Origin of the sequence: Bacteroides sp. MSK.18.37, assembly GCF_019129155.2 — a bacterium.
GTDB lineage: Bacteria > Bacteroidota > Bacteroidia > Bacteroidales > Bacteroidaceae > Bacteroides > Bacteroides ovatus.
On record NZ_JAHOIB020000001.1, the window covers coordinates 243,739 to 258,968 of the forward strand.

7 protein-coding genes are annotated in these 15,230 nt (G+C 34.2%); all 7 read right to left on the minus strand.

Going from position 1 to position 15,230, the window contains the following annotated elements:
• Positions 1 to 11: 11 nt before the first annotated feature.
• The gene (locus KSX81_RS00945; protein ID WP_081084229.1) at positions 12 to 3,329 is read right to left on the minus strand and encodes a TonB-dependent receptor; all 3,318 of its coding nucleotides are present in this window, start codon (positions 3,327 to 3,329) and stop codon (positions 12 to 14) included.
• A gap of 46 nt (positions 3,330 to 3,375) precedes the next feature.
• Positions 3,376 to 4,356 carry a FecR family protein gene (locus KSX81_RS00950; protein WP_072066923.1) on the minus strand — a complete coding sequence of 327 codons (981 nt, stop codon included), beginning with the start codon at positions 4,354 to 4,356 and terminating at the stop codon, positions 3,376 to 3,378.
• Between the two features lie 73 nt (positions 4,357 to 4,429).
• Complete coding sequence (locus KSX81_RS00955) at positions 4,430 to 5,050, minus strand: RNA polymerase sigma-70 factor (RefSeq protein WP_044917864.1); 621 nt, start codon at positions 5,048 to 5,050, stop codon at positions 4,430 to 4,432.
• Between the two features lie 305 nt (positions 5,051 to 5,355).
• Positions 5,356 to 7,137: a RagB/SusD family nutrient uptake outer membrane protein gene (locus KSX81_RS00960; RefSeq protein WP_080973944.1), complete on the minus strand. Its 1,782-nt coding sequence runs from the start codon at positions 7,135 to 7,137 to the stop codon at positions 5,356 to 5,358.
• An 11-nt stretch (positions 7,138 to 7,148) separates the two neighbouring features.
• Positions 7,149 to 10,199: a SusC/RagA family TonB-linked outer membrane protein gene (locus tag KSX81_RS00965; protein WP_060451295.1), complete on the minus strand. Its 3,051-nt coding sequence runs from the start codon at positions 10,197 to 10,199 to the stop codon at positions 7,149 to 7,151.
• A 33-nt stretch (positions 10,200 to 10,232) separates the two neighbouring features.
• Complete coding sequence (locus tag KSX81_RS00970) at positions 10,233 to 12,077, minus strand: RagB/SusD family nutrient uptake outer membrane protein (RefSeq protein ID WP_072066922.1); 1,845 nt, start codon at positions 12,075 to 12,077, stop codon at positions 10,233 to 10,235.
• Positions 12,078 to 12,083: 6 nt separating this feature from the next.
• The gene (locus KSX81_RS00975; protein ID WP_080973943.1) at positions 12,084 to 15,188 is read right to left on the minus strand and encodes a SusC/RagA family TonB-linked outer membrane protein; all 3,105 of its coding nucleotides are present in this window, start codon (positions 15,186 to 15,188) and stop codon (positions 12,084 to 12,086) included.
• Between the last annotated feature and the right edge of the window lie 42 nt (positions 15,189 to 15,230).

The following is a 15,230-nucleotide window of genomic DNA, read 5'->3' on the forward strand; positions in this document are numbered from 1 at the left end:
ATCTTTAATTTTTAAAATTCAACATTTAGTCCTAAAGAGTATGTCCTGAAGACAGGATATGAAGCACCAGATATAGAACGAAGATTTTTCTCAATCTTATCTGGCTCTATCATCTTCGCTTCAGGATCAGTGAAATCCAGAACGTCTGATACTGTAAATAAATTAGTTCCGCTCAATGTAATCCTACAACCTTGAATAAAATTACAGTTCTTAAGCAAATCACGTTTTAAATTATAGCTTATCTGTAAATTCTTCAATCGGAAATATTTGGCATTCATATTAAAGAAATCAGTAACAAGAGCATTGTTTTCACCATTCGGGTAACCAGCTTTTGTTACTCGGGGGAATCTTGCATCCGTATTTTCAGGCGTCCAATAATCAGCCTGGAACTTTGTAATAACACTTGCATAATCACCACGTTGCATCTGTTGTCCCATTGCTATATATCTGTCACCTGTTCCCTGGAATAAAGCTGAAAGCGACCATCCTTTATATTCTACTCTAAAATCAAAACCATAATTCAAATGAGGCATAGAAGGTTGTCCTACCCTACGCATATCATTTGAGTCTATTTTACCGTCCCCATTTGCATCAATATATTTTATGTCACCCATTGAAGTTTCTGTAGAAGGCAATGGTCTAGGAGAATTCAATATCTGCTCCTTATTCTGGAACAATCCGTCACTTAAATACATCGAATAAAAGTAATCCTTTTCATGAGTCTGCCTTGTATAAGGATTCTTCAATGTAGCCAGGTCTTCAGAATCCAGCTGTTCCCATAACTGGTTGTAATAGGAGATGTTTCCACCGATTTCATAGTACCAGTTTCCACGTTTTTCCTTATATCTTAAGTTCAGTTCAAAACCGGCACGACGATGCTTTGAGCCAGAAGTAATTTCAGGAAGTGGTTTTCCTAACGTAGTAGCATAAATATTATTAGGACTCATCAGATATCCTGACGTTTTATAATAGAAATAGTCTAAAGAACCTTCAAGTCTGTTGTTCAAGGAAGCAAAATCAAAGCCAACATTAAATGACTTTCTGGTATACCATGTCAAAGCCAACGGATTAACAAGATTTCCTTCAGAGAAAGTGACATTCAATATATTACCTGCATTATAATATTCCTTCATTGCACCCTGATTATACAATGCCATATACCCAAATCGGGTAACGCCGTCCGAGATACCTGTCTCTCCATAAGATGCTCTAAGTTTTAGACTGTTTAGAATATTCTTATCATTAAGCTTCTGCATAAAGTTTTCATCCGAAATCATCCAAACTGCTGATACAGCAGGGAAAAATCCCCATCTTTTGTCAGGATGAAAATTGTCATTACCATCATAACGTCCACTGAATTCAATAATATATTTTGAAAGATAGTCATATTTAAGACGACCTACATAACCCATACTGGCAGATTCAGCAGCCGACCCATCATTTGTCAGTCCATCTACAGATCCGGCAAACAGCTGATCCATTGATGTAGATATATAATTTTTTCTACCTGCACTAACAAATTCAGAAAAACCTTTTCGCTGGGTATATACAAAAGTTGCATCTAACGTATGTTTTCCGAAAGTCTTAAGATAGGCAGCTTTAAACTCCATATCAAAGATCCTGCTATAACCGGATTTTACATCCATAGAGGGTTTTACACTTGACTGATATAAAGAACCGTCAAGCTCGTATTGCTTAGCCGTAGCATTCCATGATTTTTCAAAATAATCTATATCATTATAGTTTACCATTCCTGAGAAAGACAAGCCATCTACCCATTTAGGTTTCCAGGTTGCAGATATCTGGCCATTCAGATATTTTTTTCTTTTCTTTATATAACCGGAATCCTTGTCAAACCTAACCAAAGGATTTTCATTGCCGGCAGCAAGTGTTCCATCCGGATTATAACCAGGTACATATGGTCTAGTATTATATAACAATTGGAACCAACTGCCATCATAAGGCTCTCTAGTATTCTGAATACTTCCATTAAGGGCTGTATTTATTTCCAGACCGATATTTTCAAACTTTGTAGTTACATTACTTCTTAAAGTAGTTCTATCAAGATTAGAAGCGTCAGACTTTAATATACCTTCCTGTCCCATGTATCCTAAAGACACATAATAATTGGTATGCTCACTTCCTCCGCCTACAGATAACGTATGTTTTTGTTCCGGCGACAAATTCTTCAGTACCAAATCCTGCCAATTGTTGTTGGGATAATCAGGATCTTTACCAATCAAAGCCATCTGTTCCGGTGTCCAGAATGGTTCGCTTCCCTCATTGAGATATACCTGATTAGCCATTTCTGCAAATTCATAAGTATCAAGAGGAGCTGGCAAAACAGTAGGCTGACTCAATTGCAGATTCATTGAATACCTCACTTTTGGAGTTCCGGTTTTACCTTTCTTGGTCTGTACAAGCACAATACCGTTACCTGCCTTAGAACCATAAACGGCAGTAGCAGAAGCATCCTTCAAGAACGACATAGATTCGATATCTTCAGGATTTAAGGTTGAAAATACGAAAGCATCAGAAATAACACCATCGATTACAAACAATGGCGTCTCTCCACCACGAATGGATATTGATGGCATTTCCCCCAAAGCTCCTCCAGAACTATTTACAATAAGACCAGGAACCTGACCTTGAAGAGCTTGTGTAACATTCGGGAAAGGTGTTGATTCGAGTTTTTCTGCATTTAGGCTTGAAACAGAGCCAGTCAATTTTCTTTTAGTTGTAGTACCATATCCTATTACAACCACTTCATCAAGAACCTCTGTATCTTCTTTAAGTACAATTGACAACTCTTTACCTCCAACTGCAGCAAACTGTTGAGACTTGTAGCCCACATAAGAGACCTGCAATACAGAGTTTTCTGATGCAGTAAAAGTAAAATTTCCATCAAAATCTGTTATTGTTCCGTTAGAAGTTCCTTTTTCTATTACAGAAGCTCCTATAACAGGCATGTTTTGAGAATCAAGGATTTTTCCTTTTACAGTAACTTTCTTTGCAGACGAAGACTGATTTTTTCTGGATATGACAATCATCTTATCACGAATCTCCCAGGTGAGATTAGGATCCAGAACTTTTGACAAGGCATCTGTAACAGAAGCATTGGTCAAGGTAATTGTCACCTTCTTACTTTCATTTACTTCGTCCGTTTTGTAAATGACAGACATTCCTGTTTGAGTTTCAATTTCCTTTAAAACAGTCTTAAAAGACTGATTTGTAAAGGTCTTACTTACTGTTTGCGCATCAATACTAAGAGTTGCACAACCTATGGATGCTCCTAACAGTAATCTTAAAAGACATGTTCGGTTAAACATAGTGATTAAATTTTAGAATTTAGAAAAATATATTACATATCTCTAGCTATTTAATTATTATTCTATCTTTATCAATAGTATACTCAAACGGTATAATTAATTGCAAACCATCCAGAACTTGCACTAGTGTTTCATTATTTTTCAAAGAAATTCTGAACGTATGACATTTTATTTCATTGTTTTCAATACACACCTCTACACCATACTTTCTTGAAAGCTTCGCAGCAAAGTCCGCTAAAGTAATTTTTTCATATTCTATCCTGCCATCAATCCAGGCATTTGAATCATCAACATCCGACCTAAAACTTTCAACAGTTCCTTTATTCTTATTTATACATACACCTTCTCCAGGTGATACTTCATACAACTCATCTTTATAATCTATTTCAATCTTACCTTCAATAAGACTTGTCAAGGAAGTTGCATCAATATCGTACGCACATACATTAAATTTAGTTCCCTTTACTATTATATCGTATGCCGACGTTGAAACTGTAAATGGTACACCATTTCTGGATGTAACCTCAAAATACCCCTCGCCATCCAACACAACATTACGCTTTTTATCAGAGAAATTATTCGGGTATTTCAAAGTTGACCCACCATTCAACCACACCATAGTTCCGTCCGGTAGAACCAACTTCGACTTTTGACCTGAAGGTACTTCACTTACAAAATATAAGTCATTGCTTTTTCCGGTAAATCTATCATACAAGTAAACAGACAATGATATTATAATCATGATAGAAGCTGCTACCGACAACCATCCCGAATTCAACTTTCTATTCCTGTCATGAGATAAAGATATTCTAGAAGTATTCATCCGCGTTTGTAGTCTCGCCCATTTATCTGCCATCTCATATTCATTAATATATCCACTTATCCATTCACTTTCCCATTGACGGAACAGTTTCATATTCTCATTACTATCATTTATAAAATCAAACAAGACCTTTTCATCTTCAAGAGAAATTTTACCTTGAAAATACAAAAAAGCTGTTGATTTTATCTCTTCCATATTTTTCATATCATTAGTCTTTCTACTGATAAAACAATTCTATCCATTCTTACCCTACCTATTTTTATAAGTTTTTTTTCTTTTAGGATAAGAAAAACAGAGATACTATTATAAAATACTTAGTATCAAGAGATTGGTTCTCTAAGTAAGATGAAATTATTTTCAAAGATTTTGTAATATGTTTCTCTACTGCTTTAGTAGTAATATTAAGTCTATCAGCGATTTCATTATTTTTAAGTCCTCTAAACCTGCTTAAAACAAACACCTGCCTAGTTCTATCTGACAATAATGATATAGCTTTTGATATTTGTATCTTAAGCTCTTTTTGGAAAAGTATCTCATCCGGCGAAAGTTGCATATCCAATGAATACAGTTTCTCCTCTCCTCCTATATCAAATACATAATCAACAGAAATATTCTCAATCAAAGAGTTATGTTTTATATAGTTCAAACAAGCATTTCTAACCATACAAAACAATAAAGAAGATAACGAAATATATCTGATACTACTCTTTCTTTCCCAAAAAGAGATAAAGCAATCCTGAAGGATATCTTCAGCTATATCCTCATCATTTACATACCTCACTGCATATCTGAGAAGTCTTGGATAGAACTTAAAGAAAAGTTGCCTGAAAGCCTCTTCATTACCTTCTTTTACCATTTTAAGAAGTTCATTATCTGAATAAGGAATTGTGTCAATCATAATATAATAAGGTTTATATATTTATTATCGTTGAAACGGGGAAGTAAGGTATATGGACAATATCAGACCAATCAACTCTATACACCACATTGACTATATTATAATATATTTCTCTATCAGTATTTGCAGCCTATGAAAGTCTAAGTCTTTCTTCTGGGATATTTACGTTATTCACAGTTACAAAACCGACTTACTATGATATGTATATATGTTAATATAATAATTTTATTAATTGATATTATCCCTACTATTAGACATATACTATTAGTAGGGATAAAATATAGATAATCAGAGTTTTACACTAATTACCATCCTGGGTTTTGGAAATCAATATTTAATCTTTCATATTTGAGTTCTTCTTCCAATGGAATAGGCCAAATACGATATTTGTCATCTACTACATCTCTCTTTTGAACAACAAATCTATTATAAGTTAGGTTTCCATCATCATTCTTTTCAATCTTCATACCTGTAACCACACCTTCATATTTATCGTTCAACTTCCAACGTCTGAGGTCGAAATAACGGTGTTCCTCAAAAGCAAATTCTACACGACGTTCATTACGTAATCTTAAACGCAGCTCATCTGTATCCATTGTACCTTTAACAAGGTTAGGCATTTTTGCACGAGTTCTGACAACGTTGATAGCATCATAGACTTCATCACATGCTCCCTTATATTCCAACATTGCTTCAGCATAATTTAAATACATTTCTGCAAGTCTATAATATGACCAATATCCGTTAAGATCCTGATTTTTATTGGTTTTCCAATGCATGAACTTTCTTAGATAATATCCTGTCCTTGTATATTGCTCGCTTACAGAGGAAATTCCACAATTACCATCAACAAAAGTTTCTACCACTTGAGTATTATTTTCCTGATTATGGAATATACCATTATAATATATGGTTGATTTTAATCTCAAATCTCTATTTTCGTAAGGATTATTCGGATCATATTTACCACCATTTTCCTTTAAAGCTTCAGGATTATAGTTAGGAATTAAATGATCTTCATCCAAATATGGCTTTTCAAGATTTAATATTGGAACGCCATCAATTGTTTCATATGCATCTACCAATTCCTGAGAAGGTGAAATACCACTATTTACAACACCTGCATCCTTAAAAATAGGCAATCCATATTGTGCCCAAAGAGTTTTTATATTATTCTTTGACACATAAATTCCCTCAGTATTAATAGGTTTAGTTCCTACACCAACCCCTTGAAGGAAATAATCTTGATAAGAGCCATACGCTTTTTTATTGACCAATTTAGCAGGTGCTGGATTATAAATACCGTATCTACTCTCTTCCAACAACTTATCAAGCGATTCCTTGGTTATTTCTGCAGCCTCTTTCCAATGATTTTCACCGTTACACCACAAAGGACTTGCAGCATACAATATTGCTTGAGATTTTATAGCATAGGCTATACCTCGTGTCATTGAACCATTTTCAGTTCCATTTTCTACTCTCCACAATAATTCAGGCTCGCTCAACGCCATATCACAATCGGCAATTATATCCTTTACACATTGATAAAAAGATGGTCTTTCAACTTTTGAATAATCATAGTCTTCTGTATTTGAGGTCCTTATTATAGGCAACGGGCCATAATGTTTAATTAATTCCCATGCATAATAAGCACGTAATAAGTATGCCTCTCCTTTCCATCTACTACGATATGCTGGTATAGTAAAAACAGGAACTTTATCAACATTTTCTATAAATACATTACAATGATATATACCTTCATAAAGGTCTTTATATAGGTTAGTATTCATCATATTGTTTGATGAACTCATAGAACCCAAATAATAAGAATAAGCTTTAGAACCCTTCACATCATTAGCATCCTGCGCCTCATCAGTAAAACTTGCAATAAAAGTACCACCGGCGCTATATCTGCCATAACCCGGCATTTTCTTGTAACATGTATTAAGATATTGTGCAGTCATATTATAATCAGAAAAAATTTCGTCATAATTTTTTCTGTCATCAGCATCGTACTCGAAAACACTTTCACACGAAGAACTCAATAATATTGTCACTCCTAATGTTATTATATTAATTATTTTCATAAGTAATTAATTTAAAAGTTTAAGTTTAAACCTACAGTCCAATACTGAGAAGTTGGGAAATTGGATACCTTTCCACCTTCAACATCTATATCATTGGTTTTCATATGATCCCAAGTTAAAAGATTCATACCACTGATATAAAATCTTAATTGGTTAATATGCATCTTCTTCATAAAAGCTTTATCCTTCATTGTATAACCAATTTCTACGTTCTTAAGTCTGGCGAAGCCTTTATTCTGATAATAATAGTTATTGTTCTTTTGGCTGGAACTTCCTTGTTTTGTCAGAGCAGGAGCCAGTATCACCTCGCCATTAGCATACCTTTCAGATGTCCAGGCTTTTAAGTGATGTTCAAAGAAAGTACCGTTATTATATGTTTCATAATATCCTATTCCATTGTTGAAACCACCGAACTTGCCCAATCCTTGGAATAAAACAGAAACGTCCCATGATCTCCACTTAAGGAACAATTCTGCCCCCCAAGCAATCTGAGGTATTGTTGACTCGCCAATAGGAACTATATCTTTCTCATCAATTATATTATCACTATTTTGGTCTATATATATAAAATCACCAGGTCTTGGAGATTTACCGACATAAGTAAGTCCTGATTTGTCAATTTCTTCCTGACTGTTAAAATATCCGTTACCATTAGAATAATCAATTTCATATCCCCAAGTCTGACCTATTCTATATCCTGTCTGCCTATATTTATATGCATAATCGTCTGCTTTAGGCAATTCTCCAATTTCAATAATTTCATTCTTGTTAAATGCGAAATTAGAACTTAAGCCAAGAGAAAAATCTTTATTAATCTGCTTGAAATAACCCAGAGACAAATCAACTCCGGAATTATGAATCTCACTAAGATTTATCTTGCTTAAATAATCAGAAGAAAGTCCGTTCAACAATGGAGTGATATTATCATCAACCAATATGCTTGTTCTTCTGTCATTATAATATTCAACACCAACAGACAACTGATTAAATAAGCTGAAATCTACACCTACATTGAATATCTTTGATTTTTCCCAAGTCAAATTCGGATTACCCAATCTTATTATATCTATAGGTTTGGATAAATAATTTATTCCTCCATTACTTGCTGCACTAGCCAGATAATCTCTATAAAGGAACCTGTCATCACCAAAATTATCATTACCAACAAGTCCATAAGAAGTATGGAACTTTAAGTAAGACAATACTCTATTGTTCTTCAAGGCATCCAGATTAGTTGCGACAAAAGCTAAAGAACCGGAAGGGAAGAAACCATACCTGTTTCCTTTCGAGAATTGTTCAGAACCTTGATATCCTGCTGTAAAATCAGCAAAAATCAGATTATCATAACCATATGACAAACGACCTCCATATGTCATTCTCAATACAGGCTGTACTCCCTGAATTTTATTTGCATTATAGTACTGTTGAGACAAAAACAAATTTACTCCCAATTTATGTCTGTTGAAAGATCTGTTATAGTCAATATTCCAATCATATTGTGACCTGATAGAACTTTGTGTTGATTTTGAGAAAAGAAGAGGTTCCTTTTCTGTAGTGCCATATTGATAAAACAATAATTCATTTGTATTTGTCAAATCCCTTGTCCAGCGCTCATAGTCAGTATTTCCCTTATTTTGAGATGTAGTATTATTGAAATAAATAATATTACCTGATGTTTTAAGACCTGGAGTTATGAATTTTAAGTCAAATTCCAAACCAATGTTAGTCGACAAATTATAGTCTGTTCCTTTAACATATCCTGATCTGTTCAGCCTACCAAATGTAGGATTTGTATTCTCAGGAGTTACTACAACCTTTCCATCCGGTGTCAACGGACCATATATGACGGGAGACATATCAAATATAGAACTCATAACACCTCCGGTTCCATCTGTAGCATTCGGTGACAATTCTTTATTTATTCGCGCTGCAATATTCACATATCCCTTGATATAGTCATTTATCAGGAAATCCACATTCGATCTGAAGTCAAATCTGTTAAGACCGTAAGTTTTCAATGCATCAGCGGTCTTGAATGGAGAATCCTGATGCATATATCCTAAACTTGCATAATATTTGACATATTTAGTTCCACCATGAGCACTGGTATAAATATTCTGAGTCTGTACAACATCCTTCATAAACATATCATACCAATTATTATTTGGATACAGATTCCTATCAGTTCCATTATAATAATTATCTATTTCATCTTGTGAATATATATAGTAATCACCAAAACCGTCATTTTTCCAAGCCTGATTAATCATTGTTGCATAATCACCTGAAGATATCATCTTTGGTCTTACTATTGCATTCTGTAACGTATAGTTCACGTCTACGTTAATAGAGGGAGCAGAAACTCCTCCACGCTTTGTCTTTACGTATATTATACCGGCAGCAGCCTGCATACCATACAAGACAGATGACGATGCATCCTTCATAATAGTGACACTTTCGACATCATTGACGTTAACATTATCAAGACTTCCTATCATTCCGTCAATAAGGATCAAAGTAGCTCTACCATTAACTGTAGAAGCTCCCCTTATATTCAATGAATATGTTTCTTTACTAGGCTCATTACCGGTTGTCTTTACATATAATCCGGGAACTCTACCTGCTAATGCTGCCGCCAAATGATGATTATGAGTTTTTCTCAACTCATCACCGGTTATGACAATAGCAGAACCTCCTACAGAATATGAAGGACGGACATCTTTAATTAAATTTACTTCCTGGTACTTATTGCTGACGTCTCTATCGAGCTTTACATACAAATTCAGTTTGTCATTAATTTTAATCTTTTTAGTAGAATATCCTACGTACTCTACCAACAAATATTTTGTACCGTTAGACAATTCTGCACTAAACTCACCATTCGCATCAGTAATTATATTATCGTCTTCACCTACTAATCTAACTATAGCTCCAGGAAGTCTGTCTCCAGAATCATTACATACATATCCCTTTATGGAACGAGACTGAGCATTTATCAAGTTTAAGTTCATCATCAATATTACAGACAATGCGAAAAACTTACTTATATAGTATTTTCTCATGATATCCAATATTTTTTGTTTTATAAATGAAATTTAATCCCAACCTGGGTTTTGCCAGTTTACTCCTGTAACTGCTTCAAGTCTGTTTGCTTCGTCTAATTCTAAACCGTGAAGCAAATACTTACTTTTATAAGTTTCTCTTGTCCATGGTGTTCCTACAAAAGAGTCTGTCTTCTTATCGTAAGATTGACCTATCGGACATCTATGGTACTCATAAGTATTACCTACCTTCTCTATCCACATCGCAGTTAGATGCTTTCCACCATACTTCATCTCCTCACCAGGTTTAGTCCATCTGCGGATATCATTATATCTGCATTCTTCCATAGCCATTTCAATTCTCCTTTCATTCTGAACCATCAATCTGGCTTCCTCCTGATTTGAAGGATTAATGTTTTTCATCTTTACGCGATCCCTTATAGGCTTTATAGCATCAACTGCATCTTTCCAATTACCATTCTCAATAGCAGCTTCTGCATAATTTAAATATAATTCCGGCAAACGCATCATTCTCCAATGAATTTTTAACCATGATCCAGGATAAGAATCCGGGCGCATATACTTGCGCATATAATATCCTGTACATGTTCTTTTAATATCCCCCATCTTTATACCATCTTTAGCCCCGTTATATGTCCATATATCGAACATTTTCTGATTTTTATTCATTGTTTGCGAACCATTATAAAATATTATTGCATAAAAACGTGGGTCTCTGTTCTCGTAAGGTTTTTGAGGATTATATGTAGTTCCGCTTGCATAGTTTGGCTCAAGATGAAGTTCGTCTTTGTAGGGTTCTTTTAAATCTAATACATATGTACCGTCTTTCATTGGGAATGCATCTACAAGTTCCTGGGTAGGACAAATACCGGATTTATTGGCACCATTTGATGGTAATCCGTTAAATTTAATCGAAGCATTTCCTCCCATCTGAAACTTAGCTATCCATATTGTTTCTTTATCTATTGGAGAAGGTCCATAATCAGCCTGTGAAGTAGAATATTCATAAAATGCATTATCTCCATACAGATTTGTATTCCTCACCTCTGTATACAGTTCATAACCATTTGCTAGACAAGCGTCAAGACTTTCCTTTGTTATACGTTCTGCATCAGCCCAATAATTCTGTCCATCACAGAATAAAGGGCTTGCCATATACAATGCAGTTCTTGATTTTACCATTGCAGCAATAGCCTTTGTCATTCGTATTTCCTCACCGTTTTTTTCATATCTCCAAGGGAACTCTGGAACTTTCATTGCTTCTTCACACTCAGAAATTATAAAATCTGCACAAGTCTTGAATGACTCCCTTCTTAAATCTGCACCATCATAATCAACAGGAAGTACTTCTGTTATAAGAGGTACACCTCCAAATCTGGAAATAAGTTCCCAGTAATAATAAGCACGAAGAACTCTGGCCTCAGCCTTCCAATGAACCCTATCCTGCTCTGTTGGAACTACAGCATTATCAATCCTACTTATAAATAAATTACATCGTCTTATGTTCCTGAAAAAAAGATCCCACGATGTTCTATTCCCTTTTCCCCAATTCGAATTATCTGCAATCAATTTATTACTCCATTTATCAGATTTCATTCCCTTATATGCGACTCCTACATAATTGGTATTTGTAGTATATTCCCAAGCATCATCTGTCAGAATAATAGGCAAGTTTGTTCCCCAGGAATATTTTATTCCAAATTCTGGCAACTCATCATAACAAGAATTCAAATACGCTCCGGTAGTTACTTCATTTGCAAAAATTTCATCATACGAATGCTGTCCTTCAGGAATTACATCCAGAGAATCCAAACAAGAAGAAAATAAACATAAACCTGAAAAAACAGAAAACAATGTATATAGATATTTTTTCTTCATAATAATCTAAAAATTAATATTAGCACCAAAATTTATTACTTTTAAAACTGGTAGAACTGATGATGTTGTTTTCTGTTCTGGATCAACACTTTCGAACGGCAAATTATCGAAAGTTAGCAAGTTCTGACCATTTGCATAAAACCTTAATTTACTTATTCCTATTTTCTTTGTTAATTTTTTTGGTAAAACATATCCTATCTCTAAATTTTTCAAACGTAAAAATGCCCTGTTTCTTATGAAATAATCATTATGCCCCAAAGATGAACTGCCGGATGTTGTCAAAGCTGGATAAGATATTTCTTTACCTTGTTCATATCTTTCTTGAGACCATGCATTCAGATGATGATTTTGAAATACTGATTTAGTCTCATCAATGCCCATAGCACCTTTATAATTATTATAAGAATTTCCTATACCATAAAGCAAAGCTGAAAAATCCAATCCCTTATATGAAAAACCTAATGTTAAACTATAATTAAATTCAGGAAGTGATGGTTTACCAATTGGAGCATAGTCTTTCTCATCAATTACGTCATCATCATTCATATCCTTATAAACAAAATCACCTACCCTGGGCTTAATACCTGAATATTCTGGATAATCAGCAATTTCTTCTTTAGATAAAAAATAGCCATGACCAGGCGAATCCCAATCAATCAAATATCCAAAATTCTGTCCCATTGAGTAGCCCTGACCTCTATAAGGACAATAATAATCATCCCCTAAATTTAATTCATCTTTAAAAATTATTTTATTCCTTGCAAAATTAAACATTCCTCTTATTGAGTAAGACCAGTCCTTATTAACCTTCTTATTATAAAATATATCTAACTCAAAGCCATGGTTAAAAACTTCACCAAAATTAGCTTTAGGCATCACTGATTGAAAATTACCTAATATGGAAGGTACTGTATTACGGGTAATAAGGATATTTTTTCTATTTTCCCTAAAATAATCAAATGTAACTGTCAAATTATTATTAAATAAGCCCAAATCTATACCATAATTTTGTTTATATGCTATTTCCCATGTAAGATCGGGATTTCCAATTAATTTCTCTTGAACCATCTGAGCATTACCCAGAACAGTATCATAAAATATTGTTGGAGGGCGATTAACTATAGTATTATTATCTAAATACAAAAATCTCTGATTTCCTATTTTATCATTACCTACTTTACCAAAAGATGCACGAAGTTTCAGATTTGAAATAGCTTTTATATCTTTCATGAAATCCTCGTTAGAGACAAGCCATCCTAAAGAAAAAGCTGGAAAAACACCAAATCGTTTTCCTTTTGCAAATTGCTCAGAACCATTATATCCAATATTAAACTCACCCATATATCTATCAGCATACCTATAAGTCAAACGTCCCGCAAATCCCAAACGATTATATGGCAATAAGTCTATACTTGTACCTGAAGCCGCCTCACTATTATCTTTTTGAAAAACAAACATTGTGCCAACATTATTTTTTCCAAAATCCCTCATATAATTAACTATCCACTGAAAGTTCAATGAATAAGAGAAACTATATGATTTATTTAATGACAACTGATACTTCTGATACTCATTCTGTGATGTTAATGAGTAAACGTCTTCTATATTACCATTCTCATCCTTCTGCTCTAATATAGAGAGTTGATATACATTATAGCCTGTTTTAGTGCCTTTTATTATGGAATTTGCATTAACATCATATGCCAGAAGTACCTTTGTACTCAATCCTTTTACAAATTTATTAAGGTCGAAATCAAAACCTAATGAAGTATTTAGCTTACTTTTATCTTGTGTCTGATAGCCTAAATAATTTAACTCTCCATAAGGTGATGAGTCATAAGTTGAGACCAATGCATCCATAGGTATTCCAAAACTTTCATCCGGAAAAACCGGTACTGTAGGAGACATTGTATAAATTTTTCTAAAAAACTGAAATTGATCTGAAGCAGCAGAGCCTGGACGTCCAACCTTATCTATATAACCTGCAATCTTAAGATCTGCTTTAATCCAATCCACAACCCTAATATCAAGATTAGATCTAAAATTATATCTATTCAGTTTAAATTGCGGATCATATCCCAGCTTACTTCTCGACTCTGTATTCATCATACCTCCTTGGTTAAGCATACCTACATTTACAAAATACTTGACCCTTTTTGAACTTCCGGAAAGATTGGCATTATATCTACTCATAACCGCACGATCCTTAAACATAACATCAAACCAATCTGTATTTGCGTAGTATGGGTTTGTACCGTCCTTATACAATTGTATTTGTCTATCAGAATACTTAATAGGCAGACCGTCGTTTACCAAAGCCTGATTATACAATGTAGCATACCGCCAAGAGTCCATCATTTCATAATTCTTTGTAAACTCTTGGATACCATACTCTGCAGACACACTTAATGAAGGTTTTTCTTGCTCACCGATTTTTGTTGTAACAAGAATCACTCCATTAGCACCTCTAACTCCAAAAACCGCTGTTGCAGAAGCATCCTTCAGGATTGATATGGCAGCTATTTCATTGGGATCGAGCAATGACAAATCTTCACGGGGAACACCATCTACTAATATTAAAGGACTCTGTCCATTCATAGTACTTGCTCCACGTAATCTCAACTGAAAATCTTCTTCACCAGGTTGTCCACTATTTTGCATAATCGACAAACCAGGTAACTTACCTGTCAAAGAGCCTACCAGATTTGCAGAAGGACTCTGCTTTATTTGGTCATTAGAAATCGCAGCAACCGCGCCGGTAACACTTACTTTTTTTTGAGTAGAGTAACCGACAACTACTACTTCTTCAAGCAACTCTGAGTCATCTCTTAAAACAACATTAATAGAAGATTTCCCATTTACCTCTATTTCTTGAGTTACCATTCCAATATAAGAGAATGCCAAAATCGACTTTTTGGATACATTAGGAAGCAAATAATTTCCATCAAAATCCGTAATTGTACCACTGTTAGTACCTTTTACCTGAACGGTTACCCCTATTAAAGGATCGCCATTTTTATCCTTTACATTACCAGAAATTGAAATCCTTTGTCCATACAATATAAAAGGACAAAAAATAATGAAACATAAAATCATTAATCTGTGTCTCATAATAAATCTATTAAATAAAACATTTTTTGGTTAAACTATCGT